The organism is Microvirga sp. GCM10011540 (assembly GCF_042650665.1).
GTDB classification, from domain to species: domain Bacteria; phylum Pseudomonadota; class Alphaproteobacteria; order Rhizobiales; family Beijerinckiaceae; genus Microvirga; species Microvirga lenta.
Window position 1 is genome coordinate 1 of the sequence record NZ_JBHSBQ010000120.1, and the last position, 25,917, is coordinate 25,917.

21 protein-coding genes and 1 pseudogene are annotated in these 25,917 nt (G+C 62.3%); 15 read left to right on the top strand and 7 right to left on the bottom strand.

Going from position 1 to position 25,917, the window contains the following annotated elements; translation table 11 throughout:
- Positions 1 to 199 precede the first annotated feature (199 nt).
- Together ACFOYU_RS17430 and ACFOYU_RS17435 are read right to left on the bottom strand one after the other, a co-directional pair.
- Entirely contained in the window at positions 200 to 1,096 is an 897-nt protein-coding gene (locus ACFOYU_RS17430) for an aminoglycoside phosphotransferase family protein (RefSeq protein ID WP_377034571.1), read from the bottom strand.
- 119 nt (positions 1,097 to 1,215) lie between these two features.
- Positions 1,216 to 2,418 carry a serine hydrolase domain-containing protein gene (locus tag ACFOYU_RS17435; RefSeq protein ID WP_377034572.1) on the bottom strand — a complete coding sequence of 401 codons (1,203 nt, stop codon included), beginning with the start codon at positions 2,416 to 2,418 and terminating at the stop codon, positions 1,216 to 1,218.
- A gap of 52 nt (positions 2,419 to 2,470) precedes the next feature.
- On the opposite strand from ACFOYU_RS17435, the gene ACFOYU_RS17440 reads away from it, so the two are divergent.
- The 3 genes from ACFOYU_RS17440 (at position 2,471) to istB (ending at position 5,482) form a co-directional block, all read left to right on the top strand.
- The gene (locus tag ACFOYU_RS17440) at positions 2,471 to 3,118 is read left to right on the top strand and encodes a TetR/AcrR family transcriptional regulator (RefSeq protein ID WP_377034573.1); all 648 of its coding nucleotides are present in this window, start codon (positions 2,471 to 2,473) and stop codon (positions 3,116 to 3,118) included.
- A 559-nt stretch (positions 3,119 to 3,677) separates the two neighbouring features.
- Entirely contained in the window at positions 3,678 to 4,700 is a 1,023-nt protein-coding gene (gene istA / locus ACFOYU_RS17445; RefSeq protein ID WP_377034574.1) for an IS21 family transposase, read from the top strand.
- A complete protein-coding gene (gene istB / locus ACFOYU_RS17450; RefSeq protein WP_377034575.1) occupies positions 4,697 to 5,482 on the top strand; it encodes an IS21-like element helper ATPase IstB in 786 nt (261 codons plus the stop codon). The genes istA and istB overlap by 4 nt, the downstream gene beginning before the upstream one ends.
- Before the next feature lie 36 nt (positions 5,483 to 5,518).
- On the opposite strand, the gene ACFOYU_RS17455 is transcribed toward istB, so the two are convergent.
- Together ACFOYU_RS17455 and ACFOYU_RS17460 are read right to left on the bottom strand one after the other, a co-directional pair.
- Entirely contained in the window at positions 5,519 to 6,454 is a 936-nt protein-coding gene (locus tag ACFOYU_RS17455; protein ID WP_377034576.1) for an MBL fold metallo-hydrolase, read from the bottom strand.
- A 116-nt stretch (positions 6,455 to 6,570) separates the two neighbouring features.
- Positions 6,571 to 7,164, bottom strand: coding sequence for an intradiol ring-cleavage dioxygenase (locus ACFOYU_RS17460; protein ID WP_377034577.1), 594 nt, complete (start codon positions 7,162 to 7,164; stop codon positions 6,571 to 6,573).
- 111 nt (positions 7,165 to 7,275) lie between these two features.
- Between ACFOYU_RS17460 and ACFOYU_RS17465 the strand changes: the two genes are divergently transcribed.
- On the top strand, positions 7,276 to 8,214 hold the full coding sequence (locus ACFOYU_RS17465; RefSeq protein WP_377034578.1) for a LysR substrate-binding domain-containing protein: 939 nt from the start codon (positions 7,276 to 7,278) through the stop codon (positions 8,212 to 8,214).
- A gap of 442 nt (positions 8,215 to 8,656) precedes the next feature.
- Positions 8,657 to 9,853: an IS256 family transposase gene (locus ACFOYU_RS17470; RefSeq protein WP_377034579.1), complete on the top strand. Its 1,197-nt coding sequence runs from the start codon at positions 8,657 to 8,659 to the stop codon at positions 9,851 to 9,853.
- Here the strand turns inward: ACFOYU_RS17470 and rnhA are convergent.
- The 3 genes from rnhA to ACFOYU_RS17485 all read right to left on the bottom strand — a co-directional run bounded on the left by rnhA (position 9,850) and on the right by ACFOYU_RS17485 (position 11,618).
- On the bottom strand, positions 9,850 to 10,368 hold the full coding sequence (rnhA, locus tag ACFOYU_RS17475) for a ribonuclease HI (RefSeq protein WP_377034580.1): 519 nt from the start codon (positions 10,366 to 10,368) through the stop codon (positions 9,850 to 9,852). The two genes, ACFOYU_RS17470 and rnhA, sit on opposite strands and share 4 nt — an antisense overlap.
- A gap of 154 nt (positions 10,369 to 10,522) precedes the next feature.
- Positions 10,523 to 11,278 carry an RES family NAD+ phosphorylase gene (locus ACFOYU_RS17480; protein WP_377034581.1) on the bottom strand — a complete coding sequence of 252 codons (756 nt, stop codon included), beginning with the start codon at positions 11,276 to 11,278 and terminating at the stop codon, positions 10,523 to 10,525.
- Positions 11,238 to 11,618 carry an antitoxin Xre-like helix-turn-helix domain-containing protein gene (locus ACFOYU_RS17485; RefSeq protein ID WP_377034582.1) on the bottom strand — a complete coding sequence of 127 codons (381 nt, stop codon included), beginning with the start codon at positions 11,616 to 11,618 and terminating at the stop codon, positions 11,238 to 11,240. The genes ACFOYU_RS17480 and ACFOYU_RS17485 overlap by 41 nt, the downstream gene beginning before the upstream one ends.
- A 246-nt stretch (positions 11,619 to 11,864) precedes the next feature.
- On the opposite strand from ACFOYU_RS17485, the gene ACFOYU_RS17490 reads away from it, so the two are divergent.
- The 10 genes and pseudogenes from ACFOYU_RS17490 to ACFOYU_RS17535 all read left to right on the top strand — a co-directional run bounded on the left by ACFOYU_RS17490 (position 11,865) and on the right by ACFOYU_RS17535 (position 25,787).
- Entirely contained in the window at positions 11,865 to 12,806 is a 942-nt protein-coding gene (locus ACFOYU_RS17490; protein WP_377034583.1) for a tyrosine recombinase, read from the top strand.
- A 483-nt stretch (positions 12,807 to 13,289) separates the two neighbouring features.
- Positions 13,290 to 13,700: a cupin domain-containing protein gene (locus tag ACFOYU_RS17495; protein ID WP_377034584.1), complete on the top strand. Its 411-nt coding sequence runs from the start codon at positions 13,290 to 13,292 to the stop codon at positions 13,698 to 13,700.
- 134 nt (positions 13,701 to 13,834) lie between these two features.
- Positions 13,835 to 14,818: a Bug family tripartite tricarboxylate transporter substrate binding protein gene (locus tag ACFOYU_RS17500; RefSeq protein ID WP_377034585.1), complete on the top strand. Its 984-nt coding sequence runs from the start codon at positions 13,835 to 13,837 to the stop codon at positions 14,816 to 14,818.
- Positions 14,819 to 14,893: 75 nt separating this feature from the next.
- On the top strand, positions 14,894 to 15,397 hold the full coding sequence (locus tag ACFOYU_RS17505; protein ID WP_377034586.1) for a tripartite tricarboxylate transporter TctB family protein: 504 nt from the start codon (positions 14,894 to 14,896) through the stop codon (positions 15,395 to 15,397).
- Positions 15,397 to 16,911: pseudogene (locus ACFOYU_RS17510) on the top strand (tripartite tricarboxylate transporter permease). The gene ACFOYU_RS17505 and the pseudogene ACFOYU_RS17510 overlap by 1 nt, the downstream one beginning before the upstream one ends.
- Positions 16,912 to 17,008: 97 nt before the next feature.
- Positions 17,009 to 18,796, top strand: a complete 1,788-nt coding sequence (locus tag ACFOYU_RS17515) for a CocE/NonD family hydrolase (protein ID WP_377034587.1) — start codon at positions 17,009 to 17,011, stop codon at positions 18,794 to 18,796.
- Positions 18,797 to 18,850: 54 nt separating this feature from the next.
- On the top strand, positions 18,851 to 20,581 hold the full coding sequence (locus ACFOYU_RS17520; protein WP_377034588.1) for a CocE/NonD family hydrolase: 1,731 nt from the start codon (positions 18,851 to 18,853) through the stop codon (positions 20,579 to 20,581).
- A gap of 195 nt (positions 20,582 to 20,776) precedes the next feature.
- Entirely contained in the window at positions 20,777 to 21,256 is a 480-nt protein-coding gene (locus tag ACFOYU_RS17525) for a (2Fe-2S)-binding protein (protein WP_377034589.1), read from the top strand.
- Positions 21,253 to 23,385, top strand: coding sequence for a molybdopterin cofactor-binding domain-containing protein (locus ACFOYU_RS17530; protein WP_377034590.1), 2,133 nt, complete (start codon positions 21,253 to 21,255; stop codon positions 23,383 to 23,385). The genes ACFOYU_RS17525 and ACFOYU_RS17530 overlap by 4 nt, the downstream gene beginning before the upstream one ends.
- Before the next feature lie 83 nt (positions 23,386 to 23,468).
- The gene (locus ACFOYU_RS17535; RefSeq protein ID WP_377034591.1) at positions 23,469 to 25,787 is read left to right on the top strand and encodes an amidase family protein; all 2,319 of its coding nucleotides are present in this window, start codon (positions 23,469 to 23,471) and stop codon (positions 25,785 to 25,787) included.
- Positions 25,788 to 25,917 lie beyond the last annotated feature (130 nt).

The window sequence follows — 25,917 nt, forward strand, 5'->3', positions numbered from 1 at the left end:
CGCTCTTCGCCAGATCCAACCCGATTGTGCTAACCTCTCCCATGGACGCCTCCCTCAAGTGGTGCAGTTCAACACCTCCACTTTGGCACACTGAGGCCGTTGGGGGGCGTCCACCTCATCAGAACCGTTCCAGATCACTCGCGAGGAGCACGGGCGGGCCTATCCGGCCACCTGCCGGATCAGGCAGTTGGCCGACACTTCAGACATCAGGATCGTCGAGCAGACGGGAGAGGGTGCTTCGGCCAAGGGCGCTCATCCCGGGATTGGTGCGCTCGTAGTACCAGACCAGCCCTATTGCCTGCTGGAACGCCCATGCCGCGCCACGCTTCCACTCGACGTCTCCCGATCTGAGATGGCTCCGCACAACCTCCCTGCGGTCTCGGTCAAGAAGATGCCACGCAGCCACGAGATCCAACGCCGGATCGGCCGGCCCGAAGCTGCCGGCATCGAGCACACCCACAAGACGCTCGCCATGCACAAGAAGGTTCGCAGGAATGAGGTCCCGATGGCTCATGACATCGGACCCGGACGGCGGCAGATCGCGTAGCCGGGCCCACATGCGACGCAGGCGAGTCACGTCGAGCAGTCCCTCACTGTTCCTGAAGCAAACGTCCATCCAGTCATCGTGATCGGGAAGGTTGCCGCCCCTGCCCTGTCCAACGAAGTAGCGACCATGCGTGGCCGCTGCACGCAACGCCGCGATCAGGTTGGCGATGTCGAGGGCAAACGGCGTGGACGCCGCAAGGCCGTTTGGCGTCGCAACCTCGCCCTCGATCCAGCTCTGCACCAGCCATGGCATTGGGTAGGCTGTGCCGGGTTGGCCAAGCCCTAATGGTCGAGGAGTTGCAACCGGGGAATGCCTCGCGAACCCCGTCATGGCCGCCGCTTCCCTGCGCAGCATCTCGGCGCACTCAGCCGGCTTCATGGCCCGCAAAGGGAACCTTGCCGCGACACCCAATCCAATCCGGAAGATTGCATTGTCGGTGCCAGTCGAGCGGAGTCGTTCGATCGGTTGATCGCGGTATTCCGGGAAATGATCGACGATCATCGCGCGAACGAGATCGGCATCAATGGGAACCTGATCGTCGTGCATCATGCTGCCAGCGTCTCCAGCCAACCTTGCTTCCACAGAGAGGGGCAGACTTGAGTGGCGCTCCAACGCCTCTCAAGCCCCAGCCACGGCATGGATCCGTTAGAGCCGCGCGCACATCGCGTCTAGCGGTAGACCGCATCGCGGATTTCGCGGGGAAAAGCTCCGGACATGCCCTCGAAGGCGGTGTTGGTCAGGGCAACGACCGTGAGCCCGTTGGCGGGATCCACGAACCAACTGTGGCCATAGGCGCCGCCCCACTGGATCGTGCCCTTCGCCTGCGGCGTGCCGGCGAGTTGTGGATCCGTCAGGACTGCCCAGCCAAAGCCGAAGCCCCAGCCCGGTCCCTGCGTCTGGGCCTGCGGGCCGACCTGGTCCGCCATCATCTGCTTGACCAACTCCGGCTTCAGGATCGGCGAGCCTCCCTTGCGGATTGCCTCAAGGAAGGTCAGGACGTCCTGCGCTGTTCCGGCCATCCCGGCGCCGCCCGCCGGGAAGGACGTCGGATCGAGGATGCGGCCGGGCGCGAAACGAACCGTGCCCTCCCCGAGTTTCACGACCTCATGATCTCGCATGCGGATCGGCTCCGGCGAGCCGTCGGCATAGGCGACCGTCAGGCGGCTTCGATCCGGAACGGAGAAACCTGCGTCGCGCAATCCCAGCGGACTGGTGACGAGCCGTTCGACCAGGACAGGCAGGCTCTCGCCCGTGGCCTTCTCCAGGACGCCGCCGAGAACGTCCAGGCTGACCGAGTAGCGCCAGGACTGCCCCGGCTCGAACGCCAGCGGCACGGACGCGATCCGGCGCAGATTCTCGTCGAGGCTCATTCCCGGCTCGGCAAGTCCATCGGAGACCCCTGCCCTGCGGTAAGGATCGTCCTTCGCTTCGAGGAAGCCGTAGCTCAAGCCCGCAGTGTGGGTCAGCAGGTGCCGGATTGTGACCACGGGCTCTCTGCCATCGGCCAGGCGCGGGCGGAAGTCTGGCAACCAACGGGTGACGGGATCGTCCAGCCCGATGCACCCTTCCTCGACCAGGCGCATGGCGGCCGCCGTGACCATGGGTTTGGTGATCGAGGCGAGGCGGAAGATGGCATCCTCGCGTATCCGCACGCCCGCCTCACGGTCGGCAACCCCCGCCGCCCGGCGGTACACGATCTCTCCATACCGGGCAATGAGCACGACGGTGGCGACTATGCGCTTGTCCGCCAAAGCCTGCTCGATCACGGCGTCGACCCGGGCGGCTAAGTGGGGATCGGGGACGGGCTGTGCGGCGGCTGAGGTCGCGAGGACGAGGGAAAGGGCGACGGCACCGGGACGGGGGAGACTCATGGCTGAAAGTCTTCTATAGTCACAATGATCGTTCCAGAATTGACCGAGTTCGATGCAGAATTCAAGAGTGACCGTTGTGGAAAACAGCCCCGCCCCTGTCCGCCGCCGTGGGCGTCCGCCCGCCTTCGAGCGCAATCAGGTTCTGACTCGCGCGGCGGAGACGTTCTGGCGGCTCGGCTATGAGGGTGCCTCGATTGCCGACCTAACCGAGGCCATGGGGATCACGGCCCAGAGCCTCTACGCCGCATTCGGCTCCAAGGCCGATCTCTACAAGGAAGCCCTTGCGCATTACCGGCACACGATCGGCGCCTTTACGGCCCACGCGCTGACGCAAGAACGGAACGCTGCTGACGCCTTCGTGCGCCTGCTCAAGGAGGCGGCCAGCGAGTTCTGCAAGGCTGGGCGCCCCCAGGGTTGCATGATCTCCACCGCCACCCTCGCCTGTGCCAGCGAGAACCAGCCCGTGGCCGACCATGTGGCAGGGCTGCGTGCCGGCGCGTTGGCGGCCTTCCAGGACAGGATCGAGCGTGGGGTCGCCGAGGGGCACTTCCGCCCCGACACGGATGCCGCGGCACTCGCCCGTTACCTGGGCGCGATCATCCAGGGCATGTCGGTCCAGGCGCGAGACGGGGCGAGCGAGGAGGAACTCGCGTCGCTTGCTGCCATCGCCAGTGCGGAGGTGAACCGGCACCGCACATAGGTTCCGTGCGCCGGGCGACTCCGGTCGGTTGTCGCGGCCATCTCCGGTGACCGCGCGGCGCCGTGCGGAGGCTTTCGGCTCCTTCGTCCTTTGAAGAGCAGCCGCGATTGCGATCCATTACCTACAACGTAATCGACGCCATGTCCTGCCCCGGCCATGGTTCTCACGCCGGAACTGGTCCGGCCATCAAGCAGGAGACCTCCCATAACCGACGCTGCATCCATCGCCACCCGCTACGTCGCCCTCTGGAACGAGACCGATCCGGATCGCCGTAAGGCCCTGATGACGGACCTGTGGTCCGAGGTAGGCACGTACCGCGATCCTCCCATGCAAGGTGACGGCCGTAGCGAGGTGTGCGTTCCTCAGCCATTGAAATCCCAAGCCTGCGGCAGCCAGCGGTAGCCGCTTCCGGTTCGATAGAGACGTCCGAGCCCGGGGAACGGGAAGTGAAAGCCGAAGAGGAGCAGGTGTTGCCGCCGATGAGAAACTGACCCGGTCGCCGCTTCAAATCTGACCCACCGGCTATGCTGGGCCTTCGCACGAGGAGCGGAGGACCCGGATGATCGGAGGTGAGATGTCGATGGAGATCCGGGTGCTGGCCAAACACGGCAAAGGCGTGCGCGAGATTGCCCGCGAACTAGGGCTGTCGCGTAATACAGTGCGGCGCTATCTGCGCGAGCCGGAGGCGGTTCGGTACCGGCCCCGCCCATCGCGGCCGGCCAAACTGGATCCCTACAAGCCCTACATCCGACAGCGCCTGGCGGCGGCCGCGCCGGATCTTATTCCGGCCACCGTGCTGCTGGCCGAGTGTCGCGAGCGCGGTTATGCCGGCAGCTACACGATGCTCAAAGCCTTCGTGGCCTCACTCAGGCCAGCGGTGCCGCCGGAGCCGCTGGTCCGGTTCGAGACTGAACCAGGCGAGCAGATGCAGGTGGACTGGGCCACCATCCGGCGTGGCACCGACCGCCTGTCCGTGTTTGTGGCAACGCTGGGCTGGTCGCGCAACACCTATGCCGAGTTCGTCTCAGACGAGCGCCTCGAGACCCTGATCGCCTGCCACGAGCACGCCTTCCTGGCCTTCGGCGGCGTGCCGCGCGAGGTGCTCTACGACAACATGAAGACAGTCGTGGTCGAGCGTGATGCCTATGGCCGCGGCCGCCACCGCTTCCATCCAGGCTTTGTCGACTTTGCTGGCCACTGTGGCTTCCGCCCGCGGCTCTGCCGCCCCTATCGGGCGCAGACCAAAGGCAAGGTCGAGCGCTTCATCCGCTATCTGCGCGCCAGCTTCTGGGTGCCGCTGGCCAGCCAGTACGCGCAGAACGGTCTGGTTGTGGACCGCGAGGCGGCCAACATTGCTGTGCGCCGCTGGTTGCGTGAGGTGGCCAATGCGCGTGTGCACGCCACGACAGCGGCGGTTCCGTCCGAGCGGCTTGAGAGCGAAAGAGCTTCTCTCCAGCCCGTTCCAGCCCCCTATACCAGCCTGATCGAGCGGCAGATCCCGCAGCGCGCCTCACGGCGACCGATCCTGGGTCTGCAGCATCCGCTTGCGCTGTACGATGCCTTTGCGGGAGCAGTCTCATGAACGATCTCCAGCATGCCCGCATCGCCGACCTGTGTGCCGAGTTGCGGCTGAGCGCGATGGTGGATCTGTACGGTCCATCCGCCCAGGCTGCCGCCGCGCGGGATGGGTCTTACAGTGACTTCCTGGAAGAGGTCTTGAGGGCGGAACGGGATGCTCGGCGCCAGCGAGCTCGCGACCTGTTCGCGCGCACCGCCGGCTTCCCGGCAATCAAAACCCTCGACAGCTATGACTTCGGCTTTGCTACCGGTGCGCCGCGCCAGCAGATCCAGGAACTGGCCAGCCTTGCCTTTGTTGAGCGAGCCGAGAACGTGGTGTTCCTGGGCCCGTCCGGGGTCGGCAAAACCCATCTGGCGATTGCCCTCGGCTACTTGGCGACCCAGCGGGGCTGGAAAGTGCGCTTTACCTCCGCGGCCGATCTCGTGCTGCTGCTGGAGAGCGCCCAGCGCCAGGGGCGGTGGAAGGAGGTCCTGCATCGGGCGGTCAACGTCTACCGGCTGCTGATCATCGATGAGATAGGGTATCTGCCGATGAGCCGGGAGCAGGCGAACCTGTTCTTCCAGGTGGTGGCCAAGCGCTACGAGAGGGGCGCAATGATCCTGACGTCCAATCTGACGTTCGGCAGTTGGGATCAGGTCTTTGCTGAGGAGACCGTGCTGACCGCCGCCATGCTCGATCGGCTACTGCACCACTCGACGGTGATTCAGATCAGTGGCGAGAGCTACCGCCTCAAGGACAAGCGCCGCGCCGGCATGGTGGCGAAGCCAAAGGAACGATTGGGATGAGAGCGGGGTGGGTCAGATTTGAATCGGCGCGCCAGCTCAAAGTGGGTCAGGATTCAATCGGCGTTGACACAGGTTGTCCGCTGCCGCTCGGTCAAACAATCTGTTGCGTGTCTGCCGTGCCGCCGGCCCGTCAATGTCCACACCCGGCATCCAACCCTGATCGATATTGAGCAGAGGATGATAGGCCAGATCCGCGGTCACCATGAGTTGGTCTCCGCCTGACGCAATCAGCAGAGCCGACATACCCGGCGTGTGCCCATGGGCCGGGACGGTCATGATGCCGGGTAGGACCTCGCGCCCAGGCTGATAGCGGATCACGTTGCCGGCAACAGCCTCCAAGCTGATCTTGATGTTCCGGATGAAGCGCTCCTGAAAATCGCGGGGCATCGGCAGATGGCTGAGATCACGCTCATTGATGTAGAAGAACTGCCAGTCCGGTTCCGGAACATAGACTCCAGCCTTCGGGAAGGCCACCGTTCCATCCTGATTGCGGAGATTGCCTACGTGGTCGGGATGTGTGTGGGTGATAACGATCGCTTCGATGTCGCCAGGTGCAAGTCCCAAGTCCGCCAATCGGCTGATCAAGCGGCCACCGTTCGGACCCATTGCCAGGTTCGCACCGGGATCGATAAGGATCCTGCGGCTGCCCTGCTCAAGCAGCATGGCGTTGAGCTGAAGAGGAAACTGGCTCTGCGAGAGGTGAGCGGCGCCTAAGACAGCATCAAGTTCAGCCTGCTCGGCATCCCTTGCATAGATCCTGATGTTCCCAGCGATTGTGCCATCGCTGATGATCGTGGCCTGGATGTCGCCGATGTGGAACCGGTATGTGCCCGCGTTAATGCCTGCGGAGACGGCGACCCGACACGGGTCTTGTGGAGCCTGTGCAGCGGTGCGGCTCACACCGAGCCCTGTGACGGCCCCGATGCCTGCTCCGGTAAGGAGTAACCCGCGGCGAGAAAGAATGCTGGTCATGACAAGAGCTCCAGAAGAGATGAAAGTGAGAACGTGCAGTTCCTTGCGGAGCCCTTGAGGTCTCCGTTCGTTGAAAGCTGCGAGTTGTCAGATGTGGGGCTTGGCTGCGCAGAAGCTCAGGCGATCACGAAGTCGTACCGCCCAAGGCGTTCGGAGGCGATCTTCTCGATCTCGAGCAGGAGCTGTGGGGTGAACTGGTAGTCGCGCTCATTGCCCGGCTCGCCAGGGAAGAAGAGCTGCGTTGTCAGAACCCGCCCTCCAGGACGCTGCACCTTGAAATGGATGTGGCGTGTGCGGCCGGTGTACAATCCTGGGATGATGGTGGTGAACGACCAGCGGCCTCCCCCATCCGTGCTCTGATAACCCCGCAGGCGCTTGCCGGTATTATCGTACTGCCCGTTTCCATCGGCCTGCCACAATTCCACGACGGCATCAGGAATAGGGCGGCAGGAACGATCGACCACATGGCCGCCGATCCTCAGACGCACGCCGCCTGACAGCTCGGATGTAAGATCACTCCGGAGCGGGCTCTGCGGCTTATAGAACGGTCCTTCCGTCGATGACGGGGTGATCTCGTGATCATCGCCGCAGGCCGGCGTGAGCGGCAACGGGAAGGCGGATGTCTGCGCAGAAATGTGGCGGGCTGACAGGAAGGTCAGTGCAGGTGTTGCAAAGAACCCAGCGACAAGATCACGTCGAGTAACGCTCATGTGACACTCCTCAGGACTGGAGATCCGCGGTTCGTGGAGAAGAAGGTGTCACATTCTGAACAGGCTGATAAGCTGCACAATCCTGAATGATCTGATTAGGCCGGCTTAACAATGAAGAGCGTCGACATTGGTGATCTTGAGGTGTTTGCCGCCATTGCCCGCAGCGGCAGCTTCCGCAAAGCAGCGACTGTGCGAGGGGTTTCAGCCTCTGCCCTGAGCCAGACGATTCGGCAGCTCGAGGAGAGGCTAGGTGTTCGTCTCCTGAACCGGACGACCCGGAGCGTCGCCCTCACCCAGGCGGGCGAGCGCCTCCTGGGGCGCCTTGTCCCTGCGCTCGATCAGGTCCAGGAGGCGGTGGACGAGATCAACAGCTTCCGGCAGACACCAACCGGCACGGTTCGGATCAATGCACCCGCGCCGGCGGTGGAGCACATTCTCGCGCCGCTCATCAACCCGTTCCTGAAAGAATATCCGGAAATCAGCCTTGAGATCATCAGCGATGCTGCCAAGGTTGATATTGTTGCGGAAGGTTTTGACGCCGGGGTACGCTTTGGCAAGCAACTGGCCCGCGACATGATCGCTGTGCCACTTGGACCATCTCTGCGTTACGTCGTCGTGGGATCCCCGGATTATCTCGCGAAGTACGGGGTTCCGCAGAATCCGGCGGATCTCCTGACGCACGTCTGCATCCGACAACGATTCCCCGGCGGGACGATCTTCACCTGGGAGTTCGAGAAAGGGCGCAAGAAGGAGACGATCACGCCGGAAGGTCGCCTAACCTTGAACGATGCTCGCCATATCACCCAGGCCGCCATGGATGGGCTTGGCCTAGCGTGGGTCCTGGAGGATTTTGTACGACCGTCACTGTCCGATCACCGGCTTGTGGAGGTCCTCGTCGATTGGAGCCCGCGAATCCCCAGTTGGTACCTCTACTACCCGAGCCGTCGCCATACGCCGGTGGCCCTTCGCGTCTTCCTCGACTTTATACGCAGAAACAGTCATTCGAACCCGGCCAATGCAGACCAAGCAATCCCAAACCAGATGCCCTGAAGGTCGGCTTGGGGTCAGGCAGTGAAATTCGCTCACTATAATCCTCTTGCTGCCAAAGGTCGTGTCCGGGAGCTCAACCCAGCGGGCGCTCCGGGCCCCATGCTGATGTTGCCGTCCTTCACAATCCGGGCGTATGCCACCTCCGCCTGACCACCTAGGCCTTCTGCTGGACAGTTTGCTCCAGCGTCACCTTCTTGCTCTCCCGGTCTCCGGTGTGTGCGATTGGCACACCATGCCGGAACCGCGCTGAAGGTCAGCCAGAATTCTGCCGCCGCAACCGAGCCAACGATCAGGCCGGTGGAGCCATAACGCGCCCATTTGGACCATTGGCGTGTTGGAGGCCCCTGGTTCAGTAGTGTGGTGAAGGTTCTGCAAATCGCCTGAGCGGGGCGGTCATGGCAGGATGGTGATGTCCAAGTCACCCTCCGAGAGGAGCCCCACCATGACCACTGTGAAGGATAAACCTGCTGCCGCTGCCATCAAGGAGCTTCTGAGCCAGAGCCCGGACGGGCTGCGCGAGATCGTGCGTGCCGTCATGCAGGAGATGCTCGAAGCCGAGATGACCGATGCGCTCCAGGCCGAGAAAGGCGAGCGCACCGCCTCCCGCCTCGGCTACCGCTCGGGCTACTATACCCGCACCCTCGTGACCCGCGTCGGCAAGCTTGAGCTGCGCGTGCCGCAGGACCGGGACGGGCGCTTCTCCACCGAGCTGTTCGAGCGTTACCAACGCTCCGAGCAGGCGCTCGTCGCCACCCTGGCTGAGATGTACGTCCAGGGCGTCTCCACCCGCAAGGTCAAGGCCATCACCGAGGAGCTGTGCGGCCACAGCTTCTTGGCTTCCGCCATCTCCTCGATCAACAAGCGCCTCGACGACAGCCTGGCCCAGTTCGCCGCGCGAAGGCTCGAGGAGCCGTTCCCCTATCTCATCCTGGACGCCCGTTACGAGAAGGTGCGCGAGGGCGGCATCGTCAGCTCGCAAGCCGTGCTGATTGCAGTGGGCATCGACTGGGACGGCCGGCGCCAGATCCTGGGCGTCGAGATGGCCAACCGGGAAAGCCAGTCCTCCTGGCGGACCTTTCTGCTCGGCCTGCGCGAGCGCGGCCTCTCCGGGGTGGAGCTGGTGGTGGCGGACGATCATGCCGGGCTGAGAGCGGCGATCCGCGAGGTGCTGAGTGAGGCCGCCTATCAGCGCTGCTATGTGCACTTTCTCCGGAATGCCCTCGATCACCTGCCGCGCAAGGCCGACGATGACTGCCTGCAGGAGCTGCGCTGGCTCTATGACCGGCGCTCGGTCGAGGAGGCGCGGCGGGATCTCGCGGCCTGGCTTGCCAAGTGGGAGGCGCGCTACCCGCGCCTGGTCGCCTGGGCTGAGGAACCGATCGAGGAGACATTCACCTTCTATCGCCTGCCGCGCCAGCACCATAAGCACCTGAAGAGCACCAACATGCTCGAGCGTCTGAGCGAGGAGATCAGGCGGCGCACCTACGTGGTGCGGATCTTCCCCAATGCAGCCTCATGCTGCCGGCTGGTGCGGGCCCTGGCGGTGGAAACGCACGAGAACTGGCTCGAGGCCCACCGCTACCTCAACATGGGGGACCTGAAGGAGCACAAGAAGGATCAACTCCGCGAAGCCGCTTAGCCAGCCTGACCGGCCGCCTCGCTTTGCAGAACTTGACGCACACAATCTTCAGCGGTCGTCGAGTCCGTTCCGGCTCCCGCAGCAGCCCTCACGGCTTCCCAGTTGGCCAGCCGATCCACTCGCTCATTCTCAGAGTGGCCGGCATGGCCCTTCACCCACTTCCAGGTGATCGCGCGGCTAGCTATGAGGGCATCCATCTGCATCCAGAGATCCTGGTTCAGCACAGGTTTCCCATCTGCCTTACGCCAGCCTTTGGCTTTCCATCCCCGGAGCCATTCGTTCGCTCCTTTGATCACATACTGGCTGTCGCTATGGATCACGATGGGCAGACCCTGAGGCACAGCCTCAAGCGCCTTGATGGCTGCCGTCATTTCCATCTTGTTGTTGGTCGTGGAGCGGTCGCGTCCCACAATGACCTGCTCTTGGCCTGCAATGGTAATGACAGCAGCGTAGCCGCCTGGACCGGGGTTCCCCAGGCATGCGCCGTCCGTGAAGATGATGGCTTCGTTACTCATGGTTTCTCAATAGGTCGGCTAGTGGAATAGGGTTGCTCTAGGGGAGCGAAACGGGAAAGGCGCTTAGAACAGCGAGAGCTTAAGATCGGGTGACTGCGTGAAGTTGCATAGTGAGTCCAAGATCAGCCCCTCAACTCTCCTTCTCAAGGCAGACCTAGCTTGCACGCTCCCAAGAAAATCCAGCTACTCTTGGATCGGCCGCGAATGCCGCGGGCTCGAATTGAAGCCTGATCCTGGGGCTCTCGCAGACCGCTTGAACCCCAAGGCTTGTTAGCCGCATCTTCCAGGTCTGATAGGCAACGGGTTCAGGCTGGTCAAAGACGCTGCAGCTAAACCACGTTAGCGTCGCTCCCTTCTTTGGGCATCGGACGGATGTCGCCCGAATTCCTGTAGCCCCAGCTTTGCGAGCCAAATCGGCAAAGGTCGTTGTTGCAGTGTAGTCACTCAGGTGCTTGAGCCTGGGATCCGGATGCTCGGTAATGTCGATCATCCGGTCGGTTGATACCGAAGCCGCAAAGGCCGTGTACTCGGCAAAGCCCGGTGGAATGATGGTATTAGGCGACTCTGCGTAGAACAGGACGCGGTAAAAGGCCATCTCGGCAATGGCCGTTTCGGCCTCTTCGGCGGAATAGAATGCGCCTTCGCGCTGGCCGGCTCGCCGAAAGCGGCCGTCTTTCTTCGGTGTATAGCGAAATGGCGAGTAGAGGAGATAGTGGATCTGTCGGATGTCAGGCGAAATCCTCGGCTTGGATGCGTCGAGCAACTGCTCGAGCCTGTCCTGCTCGTCCAGAGTGTCCACCAACAGATAGGTCGAGACAACATGCTGAGCCTCCACAACCCGCCAGCACCGTCCATGGAACGGACGAAAGTCAGACTGGAGCGCGTCTGGAGTCGAGATACTCGATGACATTCAGAAGTCCGGTGATTGTCTGGACGGCCTCAATGGGGCGTGTCTCAAGAGCGGTGTTGTAGCTCTTGAGCCAGGATGCTGCCGCCTTAGCGTCCCCTCCGACGATGGCATCAAGGGAGCGATAAAGCCGGATAAAAAGAAGTGCGAGCTCAAAAGCTTTGGGATCTCGATCCAAGGGAAAATCGCCCGTTTTCATTCGCGACACGGTTGATTCCGATACGCCAATGATCGTGCCAAGATCGCGCTGCGAAACGCCGAGGCGTTCGGCTGCACGGATGGCAGCCTTCGAAACGATAGCGCCATCGCGAGGCTCAGATCTGGCAACAGGGTGTGCGAGCATGGGCGCCTCCTTTCAATAGAAAGATACGCGATGTAAAATTTCTGTAAAGCGAAAAGTTCCGAACGCGGGAGCCACTGGGATAACGATTGGAGGGGGCTCGAGACAAAATCCGCATTAGAATACCCATTCCTTCCCGTAAGCACGTCCCTATTCATAACAATATTATAAAATTTCACATAACAAACATTTTGACAAGAAGTTCGTAACCGCCGCCATGGCAGGATCCTCGTCAACCAGGAGGATTTCATGCGCGCCAATCGACGGCTTGCCCAGCTCTGGTTCGATGCGCTGGCGACCGAACTCGGTGCGTCAGCCGGCACCCTCGACACCTATACCGACGACCTCAACTGCTATCTTGCTTGGCTCGAGGAGCAGGCCCTTGGGCTGGACGAGGTCGGCTTGGAGCAGATCCGCGGCTACATCGCGGCTCTCGATCAGCGCGGCTACGCGGGCTCGACCATTGCCCGCAGGATCACAGTGGCACGCGGCTTGCACAAGTTCCTGATCGCCGAAGAGCTCGGATCCCACGATCCCACATCCAATCTATCGACCATGCGCCGTCCCAGGAAACTACCCTTTGTGCTGTCCATTGCCGAGACAGAGGCGCTCCTGGAGACTGCCCACCGGCTTGCGGCCGATCCTGCGGTCGGGCTGTACCGGCAGGCCGGCTATGCCCGGCGGGCAGCCCTGTTCGAGACCCTCTACGCTTCGGGCATGCGCATCAGCGAGGCGCTGTCTCTGCCCTCCGATGCGGCACCTGCGGGCACCCGGATGCTGCTCGTACACGGCAAGGGCGACAAGCAGCGGCTGGTGCCGCTCCACGAACGCGCCATTGCCGCCATTGGCCACTGGCAGAGGTTGGCGGCGGCGTATTCCGGCGGAGCGCCCTCCCCTTGGCTGTTCCACCCAGTCCGCAATGGATCCAAGGCGCTGACCCGCCAAGCCGCACTGCTGGAGATCAAAGAGGCGGCCGTAGCCGCAGGGCTGGCCAGCCCCGAGCGGGTGTCGCCGCATGTCCTGCGCCACGCCTTTGCCACCCACATGCATGCGAACGGCACGGACCTGCGAGTGCTGCAGGAGCTGCTCGGCCATGCCGGCATCGAGACCACTCAGATCTACACCCATCTCGACACCTCCCGCCTCCACCAGATGGTCCGTGACCTCCACCCCCTCAACGAACAGAGATAGACAATATCAGCGGCCGCCATTCGTCTCCGCCACAGCGCAAGAGGGCGCCATATCCTAAGTAGTCGCCCTTGAGGTGGAGCGCGAAGCTCAGCATGGCAGGACTGCCGGGACGTGGTCGGTGGCCCTGAAGCGGTTTCTTGTAGAATCGTCTCTTCCGCCAACCTGGAGCGGCTCTACCGTAACCCGATGCTTGGCTTCCGCGTCGCCCCATAATGCTGGTATTGCACTGCGCTAGCTATCTAAACCAAGCTTATCCTCCCGCTCCCAGTTAACTTCCGCAAAGCAGGCGAGCCTGCGTCTGAATGAGTCCGCCGCAACTATCGCGCTGGCCATGATCTCGCCGGTGGTGGGATGCGCTCCTAGTGAGGCAGGGATATCAGCATTTCAACTGGCCATCATCAATTTATAGTATTTGCATTCGTTTTCCATCCGCAATCCAATGGTCGTCTAGCGGTCCCAAGTACATGTCAGAACGGTGGAAGCATGTCGCTGGAAACAAAAAGCAAAGCTGCCCGGACGCCAGGAGCGAAAAGAGCGGAGGAAGGGGAGTACCTCTTCGAGCTCGCAAAGGTCAATCACATCATGGGCGGGCCGGACTATTCGACGGCCAACGGTTCCTGCATCGAAGGTGACAGAATGATGGTCGCCTTGATGAGCATGCCGGCGGGTACCGGTGCGCAGCCTCACTCCCATCCGAATGAGCAGTGGATATACATCCTCGAAGGTACCTTCCACATGACCGTCGGGGGACAGGAGGTAACGGCCAAGCCTGGATCGGTCGTCTACATTCCGTCGAACACGATGCACGCCGGACGTGCATCTGCGGAACGGGACGTTCTGTTCTTTACCGTCAAAGATACATCTCACGGGCTGCATGGGATCAAGGCGGCTTAAATCCGATAGTCGACTCATGCGCGATCAACTGTCGGAGCCGTGACGTCCTGCCTTCAGAACTGAAGGTACCCGTTTCCAACGCCGCCACCAGAGCAGCGATCTTGATAATCCAGCCATAGCAAACGGGAGGAAATATGAAGACGTTCGTAACCAGTGTTGTTGCTACCGCGGCTCTGGTGTTGGGAGCCGCATCCGCATCGGCCCAGTATCCTGAGAAGCCTGTCACCATTGTTGTCCCATATGCACCAGGTGGGGCAACCGACGTCGTTGCACGCGTCGTCGGCGAGGAGATGCGCAAGATCACAGGGCAGAACTTCATCGTTCAGAACAAGCCCGGCGCTTTCGGAATTCTGGCCATCGAGACCGCCGCGAAGGCTGATCCGGACGGCTATACCCTCCTGCTCGGGAACGTGACGACAAGCGCAATCACTCCGGTGATCTACTCGGACAAGTTCTCGATCAACTACGCCAAGGATATTCGTCCCGTTGCTCGCGTGGCCGAGGTTCCCGGCCTTCTTGTGGCCTCGACGAAGGCGGACAGTTCGATCAAGACCCTGGACGATCTCATCGCCAAGGCGAAGAGCGAACCCGGCAAGATCCGCTTCACCAGCGCCGGTCTCGCCAGCTATCCGCATTACGACATGGAGCTGCTGGCCCAGAAGGCCGGCATCAAGATCGTGCATGTTCCCTCCCCTGCCGGGGCTTCCGGTATGGGCAACGACCTGTTGAGCGGAGACGTCCATGTCGCATTCCTGAATGCGGCAAGCGCCCTTCCTCTCGTCAAGGACGGCAAGCTGACGGCCCTGGCCACAGTCACGAAGGAACGTCTGCCCGAACTGCCGGACGTCCCGACGATGAAGGAGCTGGGATATGAGGGGGTCGGCACGATCAACTGGCAGGCCTTGTTCGCACCCTCCGGCGTTCCGGACGACGTCCTCGCCAAGCTCCAGACGTCGCTGGACAAGGCCATGAGCAGCGAGGGCGTGAAGGCCGCCTTCGCCCCGTCCCTCTTCCGCGCATCCCTGACGAGCTCTCCCGAGGAGGCTTCCAAGTGGATCCAGAGCGAGATCGATTACTGGAAGGACGTCACCTCCAAGGTCGATATCTCCAAGAAGTGATCGCGGACTGCAATCGGCTGCTCTCTCAGGGCAGTCGATTGCCCGTCCCAATGAAGGTTGTCGCGGAGCTTGTGCATGACTGATCAGCTAACATCTCGCTCCATGAGGGAAGGCGGTCGGACGGGAGCACGAAGTCAGGTCGATCGATCCGACCTGCTCTCCGGCGTGTTCTTCATATTCGTCGGAGTTCTGGGCCTCGTCGTCTCGCGAGATTACGATGTCGGCACGGCCACCAACATGGGCGAGGGCTACGTTCCGCGCATGATCTGCTGGATCCTGATCGGCATCGGGGGGATCATCGCGGGCCGGTCTTTCCTGCGCTCCGCGACAACTGAAGTCGAGCCTCTGGTGTGGCGGCCGATCATCTGCGTCCTGGCCAGCGTCATCAGCTTTGCGCTGTCGGTTGAGAAACTGGGCCTCCTGATCGCGATCCCTCTGATGATCGGGATCGGAAGCCTCGCCGGACAAGGTCTCCGCTGGACAGAAACGTTCCTGATCATGATCGGGCTTTGCCTCGGAACGATCGCAATCTTCTCCTGGGGTCTGGGCCTCACGATCCCCGTATTGCCGAGGCTCTGATGTCGGATTTCCTGTCGAACATGGCTCTCGGCCTCTCGGTCGCCCTGACGCCGGCCAATCTCCTCTTCGGCTTCTTGGGCTGCCTGGGCGGAACACTGGTGGGCGTTCTTCCAGGCATTGCTCCCATCGCTACCATTTCCATGCTCCTCCCGCTGACATTCTACCTGGAGCCGGTTTCCGGCCTCATCATGCTCGCGGGAATTTTCTACGGCGCCCAGTATGGCGGCTCGACGACGGCGATCCTCGTCAATCTCCCGGGCGAGAGTTCCGCCGTCGTCACCTGTCTCGACGGGCACCAGATGGCCAAGCGAGGGCGCGCCGGCGCGGCGCTCGCCATCGCGGCGCTGGGCTCTCTCTTCGCAGGATGCGTCGCGACCCTCCTGATCGCCCTGTTCGCCCCGCCGCTCGCGGAGGTCGCCCAATCCTTCGGCGCGCCCGAGTATTTCTCGCTGATGCTGTTCGGGCTCTTGTCCGCGGTCGTTCTTGCGCACGGCTCCGTCATCAAGGCCATCGGCATGATCTTCCTGGGCCTTCTCCTCGGCACGGTCGGGATGGACATCAACACGGGCAATTAGCGCTTCACCTTCGGATTCTCGGAACTCGCGGACGGCATCGACATCATGCCCCTGGCCATCGGCCTGTTCGGCGTGACCGAGGTCATCGCCAATCTGGTGCGCCCGGAAAGCGAGCGCGTGGCGATCAGCCAGAAGCTCTCAAGGCTCTGGCCGACTCGTCAGGAGCTGCGCGAAGCAGCGCCCGCCGCTGTGCGGGGCACCGCTCTCGGCTCGTTTCTGGGCCTGCTCCCCGGTGGCGGAGCGGTTCTCAGCTCCTTTGCGGCGTATACACTGGAAAAGAAGCTCTCCTCCAAGCCCGAGCGGTTCGGGCACGGCGCCGTCGCGGGACTGGCCGCGCCGGAGGCGGCCAACAATGCAGGCGCTCAGACATCGTTCGTTCCCATGCTGACCCTCGGAGTGCCCGGCAACGCCGTCATGGCCGTGATGGTCGGCGCAATGACGATGCATGGCATCCAGCCGGGTCCCCAGGTGATGACCGAACGCCCGGAGCTTTTCTGGGGCCTTATCGCCAGCATGCTGCTCGGCAACATCATTCTCGTCATCCTGAACCTGCCCCTGATCGGTCTGTGGGTTCAGTTTCTGCGCATCCCGTACCGCATGCTGTACCTGGCGATCCTGCTGTTCTGCGCCCTCGGAGTCTACACGGTCAACAACTCGACGTTCGACGTTGCCCTGATGGCGCTGTTCGGCGGCATCGGATACATGCTCTACCGCCTTCGCTGCGAGCCGGCCCCTCTCCTGCTGGGGTTCGTCCTGGGCCCGATGATGGAAGAGAATTTCCGCCGCACGATGCTGATTTCGGGCGGCGATCCGATGATCCTCCTCCAGCGGCCTCTCAGTCTCACCCTGCTTCTTCTGACAGCCGGCCTCTTTCTGATGCTCGTGCTGCCGAACATCTCCAAGACCAGAGCCGTCGCCTTTCAGGAGGCCGATCTTTGATCTCCGGCAGTTTTCCGGAAAGTCGGAAGTCGCCAGCCCGTGCAACCTGAGCGCCCTACGATCATCGGACCGGTGCTGCTGAACATGCGAGGATGAGATGAACCAGATCGTAGCGACGCCGCCTTCCGCAGGCGCAACCACAGATCCCATGATGCGCTCGGAAGTGCGTGACGGAATGCGCATCGACTGGGACGTTCACATCCCCATGGATGACGGAATCGTCCTTCGTGCGGATGTCTTCCGGCCGGACGACGACAGTCAGTACCCAGTCATCATGACCTACGGGCCCTATGCCAAGGGACTTGCCTTTCAGGACGGATACCCGAGCGCCTGGAACAAGATGGCGGCCGATCATCCCGACGTGACCGCGGGTTCGACGAACAAGTATCAGAATTGGGAGGTCGTCGACCCGGAGAAGTGGGTTCCGGCAGGATACGCGGTGGTGCGTGTCGATTCCCGCGGATGCGGACGCTCGCCCGGCTACGTGGACCATTTCTCCGCCCGGGAGACGAGGGATTTCTACCAGTGCATCGAATGGGCCGCCGTGCAGCCCTGGTGCGATGGCAAGATTGGCCTGAACGGCGTGTCTTATTACGGCATCAACCAGTGGCAGGTCGCCTCCCTTCAGCCGCCCTCCCTCGTGGCCATGTGCATCTGGGAGGGAGCTTCCGACTTCTACAGGGACATGTCGCATCACGGCGGCATCCTGAGCACGTTCTGGGCCAACTGGTACGACATGCAGGTGAAGACGGTCCAATACGGGCTTGGGGAGAACGGTCCGCGAAGCCGGGTCACGGGCGATCTCGTCTGCGGGCCGGACACGCTGACGGAGCAGGAATTGACGCAGAACCGCTGCCGCTTCGGTGACGAGATCTTTGCGCACCCGCTGGACGATGAGTACCACCGGGTGCGCACGGCGCAGTGGGACAAGATCAAGGTTCCGTTCCTTAGCGCCGGAAACTGGGGCGGACAGGGCCTTCACCTGCGAGGCAACGTGGAAGGCTTCGTTCGTGCCGCGTCCGACCGGAAATGGCTGGAGATGCACGGTCTCGAGCATTGGACGGAGTTCTATACGGATTACGGCGTCGCGCTTCAGCGCCGCTTCTTCGATCACTTCCTCAAGGGCGCGGACAACGGGTGGGACGACCAGCCCCGCGTCCAGCTTCAGGTCCGCCGGATCGACGGCTTCGAGCCGCGCATGGAGAATGAATGGCCGCTCGCGCGGACGGAGTGGACGAGGTTCTACCTGGATCTCGAAAATGCCGGCCTGACCTGCGAACAGCCCGCATCGCCCATGGCGGTCAGTTTCGAGGCCCTGGGAGATGGCGTGACCTTCATGACCGAGCCCTTTGCCGAGGACACGGAGATAACGGGCCCCTCGTCCCTGAAGATGCTCGTCTCGTCCTCGACCGCGGATGCGGACATATTCGCCGTTCTGCGGCTGTTCGACCCGGACGGCGGGGAGATCGTCTTTCAGGGCGCGATCGACCCGCACGCGCCCCTGACGCAGGGATGGTTGCGCGCATCCCACCGCAAGCTCGATCCCCATCTGTCAGAGCCTTACCGGCCCTACCACACCCACGACGAGGTCCAGCCTCTCGAACCCGGGCAACAGGTCGATCTGGATGTGGAGCTATGGCCGACCTCGATAGTCGTTCCGAAGGGTCATCGCATCGGTCTGACCGTCCGGGGAAGCGACTACGAAACCAGTCGCCCGACGGGCGCGAGACTGGGCCATTTCAAGAACGAGCTGAAGGGATGCGGGCCCTTCATTCATGACGACCCAAGGGATCGCCCGGCGGATGTCTTCGGAGGCACGACGACCTTGCACGGCGACGACCGGCTAATGCCTCACATCCTCCTTCCCGTGATCCCCCACCGGTAAGGTGGAACATCCCTCCCTCTCATTCCACCCAAAGACGCAAGGGCGACGCTGCACATGGACCTGAAACACACCACGAATATGGAGGCCGGCTCAAAGCAAGAAGCATGCGGCTCCAGAGAAACGACCTACCGCATCAAGATCGAAAAGGATGTCGAGATCCCGATGCGGGATGGAGCCAGACTCAAGGCGGACATCTTCAGGCCCGACGACGCAGGCACCTTCCCCGTCATCATGAATCTCGGGCCCTATCAGAAGGACAAGGTCTGGGTCCCGCCGGAGGACCTGGAGGAAAAGCCCAACCCGCTCATGAACTGGGAGACGATCAATCCGGAATGGTGGGTTCCGAAGGGCTACATCGCCGTTCGCGTCGACGCCCGCGGCACCGGGAAATCTCCCGGCCAGGGGGAGCCCTGGTCCTACCAGGAATCCCTCGACTTCTATGATGCGATCGAATGGGCAGCACAACAGCCCTGGTGCTCGGGCGCCGTCGGACTTTCCGGAATTTCGTACTTCTCGATCAACCAGTGGTTCGTCGCCAACCATCAGCCGCCGTCCCTCAAGGCGATGATTCCCTGGGAGGGATTTGCGGATCTCTATCGCGATGCCCTCTTCCACGGGGGGCTCCTGAACCAGTTCATGACGAACTGGTTCGTCACGCACCTGTCCCATCACCTGATCGGGCGGGCCTACAGGAACAATCCCGACACGTTCCAGACCAACACGCTCTGGAAATGGCTGCGCAACAACCTGGACAACGGCACGTTCCGCGGGGAGCAGGCGCAGTGGGACAAGATCACCGTACCCTTCCTCACGGCCGGGAACTGGTCCGGAATGGGCCTGCACATGCGCGGCAATTCAGAAGCCTATATGCGCGCTGCGTCCAAGCACAAGAAGATGCGGATGCATGCCGGCAACCATGTTCATCCCTTCTACACGGAGGACGGACGGCGCGACCAGCTGAGGTTCTTCGACTACTGGCTGAAGGGCATCGACAACGGCGTCATGGATGAGCCTCCGGTTCGCCTTTGGATCCGCCACGGCAACGCCGCGGGGGAGTGGCGGCACGAGAACGAATGGCCGATCGCCCGCACGGAGTGGACCAAGTTCCACTTGGACCTGTCGCCTCCGGCGGAGGGGGAACCGAAGAACCGTGGCGGCCTCGTGCGAGAGAGCAATTCTGCCGAAACGCAATCGAGAACCTATTTCGCCAGCGGTGCGGGAAAAGCCGGTCAGGCCTCCGCCTCCTCCACTTTTCTGGCGGCCGGCGCCATGATGGCCGGAATGGGCATCTCCTTGGACACGCCTCCCCTCGAGGAGGATACGGAAGTGACCGGGCCCCTCATGGCTCAGCTCTGGGTGTCGAGTTCTACCGAGGACATGGATCTGTTCCTTACGATCCGCAACATCGACCCGGACGGGAACGATGTCTTCGAGGTGGGACAGCAAGGCCAGCAGGTCCCCGTCGCGAAGGGCTGGCTGCGGGTCTCGCACCGGGAACTCGATCCCGACCTATCCTTGCCCTACAGGCCCTATCACAAGCACAAGCGCCGGCTGTACCTGAAGCCGGACGAGATCGTTCCGGTCCAGGTCGAAATCTGGCCGACGAGCATGTTGTTCAAGAAGCGACATCGCATCCGTCTGGACATTCAGCCTCGGGACGGCATCGGCAGCATTCATTACACCCACTACCATGCCGACTATAATACCGGGACGAACACCATCTACTCCGGCGGGGACAAGGAGTCTTACCTGCTCCTGCCCGTCATCCCGAAGAAGGCCTCCTGATCGGACGGGATAGCCTGCTTTCACATGCTCGTCCTTCAGGTGCGCCAGGGGTCCAACGAACCTGGCGCCACCCTCCGGGCAGACTACAATCAGGAGGAGGAACGGCCTCTTCGGGCGCCCTCCCCTGCCCCCGCGGGCCGGGATGTCGGCTTGTAGGAATCTCGGTTTTGCGAGTTAAGACAACGCGAGTGGTTGATGTCGGAGAAACTCGAGCTTCACGTGAATGGGCGATCCGTCCTGGTTGCGGTTGAGGATCCGGACACACCCCTCCTTTACGTCCTGCGCAACACGCTGGAACTCAAGGGAGCCCGCTTCGGATGTGGCTTGGAGCAGTGTGGGGCCTGTACGGTTCTGGTGGACGGTGAGCCGGTATTCGCATGCAATCGCGCCGTGTCGACGGTCGTCGGTCGAGAGATCGTGACGGTGGAGGGGCTCTCCCCGGGAGAGGATGAGCATCCCCTTCAGCAGGCCTTCATCGCCGAACAGGCAGGTCAATGCGGCTACTGCCTGACCGGGATCCTCGTGTCGGCATCGGCGCTGCTCAAGAACAATCCGGATCCCAGCCGAGACGAAATCGTCTCGGCGCTGGACCGGCATCTGTGCCGCTGTGGCGCTCACAACAGGATCATTCGGGCGGTTCAGCGCGCTGCGAGCATCATGAGAGAAGGCAAATGACTTCCGTCAGCTTACCGCCGAGCCTCGAGGCGAATCCCCGGCTTGATCAGTGGGTGGCTTTCGTCCCGGGTCAGCAGGTGCGCGTCCACACAGGAAAGGTGGAACTCGGCCAAGGGATCCTGACGGTCGTTGCGCAGATTGCGGCGGAGGAGCTTGATGTAGCGCCCGAGCAGGTACGGATCGTCAGCGGCGTCACCCGTGACACACCCAACGAGAACTACACGTCGGGCAGCCTGTCCGTCATGACCTCGGGTGCTGCCGTAAGGCTGGTCTGCGCCGAGGTACGCAGGCTCCTTCTGCTCCGAGCCGCCGAGAAGCTTTCGTGCGATCCGGCATCGCTGTCGATCGAGAGTGGCAGGTTTCTCCGTGACGGAACGCCGACGGAACACGATTACTGGACTCTGGCCCCCGAAGTGGATCTCGCCCGCTCGACGACCGGAACGGCACAGATCAAGACGGCAGGCGACTTCCGCCTCATCGGACGCTCGCTTCCCCGTCTGGATCTTCCCGCGAAACTCAAGGGAGGCGCCTTCATCCATGATTTCGCCCCTCGCGAGGCCCTGCACGCACGCGTCATCCACCAGCCCTGGCGAGATGCCTCCTTGGCAGGCTTCGATGAGGAGACGTTCCGCCGGAAGACCCGCTCCAGGATCGAGGTCCTGCGGGAGGGGAACTTCCTCGCACTCCTGTCCTCCGACGAGTACGCCGTCGAGGCTATCGTCGCCGTTGCGCAATCCTTGTGCACCTGGGAGAGAGGCTCCGCCGTTCCTGACGACGCTGGACAGGTCGACTGGCTGAAGCGCCAGCCCGCCGACAGCCGGATCATTTCACATGGCTCACATGGCGCCGCTCCGGATGGGGACTACAGGGGCTCTCATCGGGCCTTGTTTTCTCGCCCCTACCTGGCACACGGCTCCGTCGCCCCCTCATGCGCCCTGGCGATTTTCGAGGACGGCCGGCTGACGGTTTGGACACATTCCCAAGGCGTGTTCCCGCTCCGCAAGGCGCTCTCCGACGTGCTGCAGGTGGATCCCGAACTCATCGACGTCAGGCACCAGCAGGGTGCCGGCTGTTACGGCCACAACGGCGCCGACGATGCCGCCTTCGATGCCGCCTTCATCGCGACAAGGCGGCGCGGCCAGCTCGTACGGGTCCAATGGACGCGGGCGGACGAGCTGACCGCAAGCCCGCTCGGCGCCGCCATGGCGGTGGAAGTGAGCGCCGACATGGACCCTCAAGGGAAACCTGCGAACTGGGCCCTCGAGATCTGGAGCGGTCCGCACGGGCAGCGTCCCGGCATGGGCGGCTTTCCCAATCTCGAGGGGGCCTATGCGCTGCCCAACCCTGCACCAAGACCACGCCTGAAGGACGTTCCCGACAGCAGTGGCGGCGGCGCCGCGCGCAATGCATTCTCCCTGTACGATCTTCCCGATCAGCGAAGTATCGTCAGGTTTCTCCCCGAGATCCCGATCCGCAGTTCATCCCTTCGGGCGCTCGGAGCGTTCGGCAACGTCCTCGCCATCGAATGCTTCATGGACGAACTGGCGGAGATCGCCGGAGAGGACCCGATCGAGTATCGTCTGTCTCTGCTGTCGGATTATCGCGCGCGCGAGGTCATCGAGGCGGTGCGGGACATGTCCGGCTGGAACGGCCGCTCGCAGGAGGCGGAGCCATCCGCGAAAGCCCTGGGTATCGGATTCAGCCGCTACAAGAACAAAGCCGCTTATGCTGCCGTCGTCGCCCAAGTTGAAGTCGACGAGGACGTGAGAGTCACTCATGTGTGGGCAGCCTCCGACGCCGGGCTCGTGATCAACCCCGACGGTGCATCGAACCAGGTCGAGGGCGGCATCATCCAGGCAGCGAGTTGGACGCTCAAGGAGGCCATCCGGTTCGCCGAGGGACGGCCCAGCAGCGTTTCCTGGGACGAGTACCCTATTCTGCGCTTCTCCGAGGTTCCCGAGGTGACGGTCCGATTCATCGAAAGGCCGGAGGAGTCGCCTCTGGGCGTCGGCGAGGTTGCCCAGGGGCCGACGGCTGCGGCCATCGCAAATGCGACGGCACGGGCTCTTGGGGTACGGATCCGCGATCTTCCCTTGACCCGCGAGCGGATTCTGGCCGCGATCGCCTGAGTTGGATCCCGAGATGGCGCACCGCTTGTTCCGGATCGATTGCAGCAGCACCCGCGTGCACCAGCCCTCCGAGGAGATGACCCATGTTGAGAGACTTCGCTGTGAAGGACGAGTCGTTTTGCCTGGAAGAGGCGACGATCGACGATCTGCATCATGCCATCAGGACGGGGCGGACGACCTGCTTGGAAGTCGTCGAACGCTACATTGAACGCGTCCGTCTCTACAATGGTGTCTCCACGATGCTGGTCACGGAGGATGGCGCGCCTGCTCCCGGCGCGACAGGTACCATACGGGGCATGGAGCCGCTTCGCTTCCCCACGGATACCGTCAAAGCCTCTACCGTTCTACCCGACCTCGACCAGTACAAGGGTCCTGCGCTCGAATATGGCCGAATGGAAGCCACGGCATCGGACCCGAACGTCCAGCAACAGTTCGGGATGGTGGTCGGCATTCCGAATGCGGGTCAGGTCAATGCGCTCGCGACCCTTAACATTCGTGGAGAACGCTCGGTCACCTGCCGCGGCGATTTCGATAGGCACCCCTCTCTGGGACCTTTGCCCCCGGGGGCTCCGCCCGTTTGCGAGTTCTTCCGCCACCTTCCGGATGCCCGCGAGCGCGCAGCAGAGCTGGACGTAATCTATGGTCGCAATCCCGACATCGAGAAGATGCCGATGTACGGCGTCGTCTTTTCCTTCAAGGATGCTTTCGACACCAAGGACATGCGCTCGACCGGGGGAGCCGATGCGGGCTACGACATCGACTTCCCCGAGCGTGATCACGTCTTGGTCGAGCAGCTTCGCACGAAGGGCGCAATCATCTTTGCCAAGGCAGTGATGACCGAATACAACGGGCGAGGCGGCGATCCGGGTGGACGCCACAAACCCGAGATGGTGCTGCCGTCGGTCCTCGGCTATCAGCGTAGCACCTGGGGCGGCACACCCTCGAACCCCTATGATACGACACGCTCCGCCTCCCTCGGCTCGAGCTCCGGGTCGGCCCTGTCGGTCAGTGTCAATCTCGTGATGGCGAGTCTGGGAGAAGAAACCCGCGCCTCCTGCCGCGGCCCATCCAACCACAACGCGATTGCGCTCATCCTGCCGCACAAGTCGCTTCTCGGCTTCGACGGGGGTGCCGTCGGCACAGATATCTATGTCGACCGCAGCGGCATTCACTGCCGCACCATCGGCGATTGTGCCAAAGTTCTCGACGCCTTAAAGGATCCCGTCGAAGGCTACTACGATCCCCGCGACCCCTTTACGACCGTGCCTCGATCGTCAATCCTGAGCACTCCCTATGCGAGCCACACCAGGACAACCGGTGCCTCGGGTGAACTCAGCGGCGTTCGGATAGGCGTCATCAGAGAGTCGATGGTGTCTGCTCCGGGCTCGAAGACGGAACAACCGATCGTCACGGCCGCCGCAGCAGAGATCAAGACGGTGTTGGGCGGCAGACTTGGCGCCGATCTCGTGGAATCATCGGACCCCCTGTGGGATGCGGATCCCGATATCGAGCCCATGAGGACCGACTACCGCCGTGCGCTTGCAAAGCTGGTGCCTGTCTTCATGCCGGAGCTGTTGTTCAGGCTAGGGCCGGACGGAGAGCCCGTGTTCAAGGAGTTTGCCGCCGCCATAGCACCGACCGAATTCATGCCCGGAAGGTTTTTCGGCACGGGTCAGATAAAGCCGATCGACTACTTCGTCGAAATGGCAGAGGGGCGGATCGACCCGCCGTCGAACCTGGATATCGCAACCATTCAGCAGCAAGAGCTCGCCCTGGCCTTCAGGTTTCACATCCCGCAATACCTGACGCGCCGCACCGCGGATTGGAGCGCCAGGGGATTCACCGAAACCCTGGTTGATTTTCCGAGCCTCAACGCGCGATCCAAGTTCTGGGGCGACGATCAGCGAGCCGCGTTCAGGAGCTGGGAGGAGGTGAGCGACATGCGCAACCCCCTCGACCAACGCCAAGGTATCAACGAGCGCATCATGCTGCGCGAGCTGTTGCGCCGGGTCGACATGATGGTGATCCTGGAGAACAAGCTGGATGCTCTCGTCAGGCTGCATACACCCTTTCCACCAGGAATAATCGGTGGAGCAGGTCAACCTGGATTGTGGCACAACCTCCGCCCGGAATCCTTCTTCGGTCCCAATGCTGGTCTGACGGAAGTCCTGATTCCCGCGGGGTACGTGACGACCGCATACGACCCCGTATTCAAGCTCAGCCCTGACGGAATGCGCTACATGCCCGCTCCCTCCGACATCCAGACGACACTACAGGAGCCGGGCCTTCCGTTCTCGTTGGTTTTCCGCGCTGAGCCGGGAAAGGAGGATGTTCTTTTGCGGATTGCATCCTCGTACGAGGCCGCCTCGAAACGCCGCATCCCTCCGCCAGCCTTCAGCTAAACGGTCTTGAGTGGGATCCGGGTTGGCTTTGTCGCAAACCCGGAGTAGGGATGAGAAAGTAGCAGATGGCTGTGATCCGCTTATGCGGCGAGCCACTCGAACTGTTCAGCGAGCGCCGGTTGATGAGTGC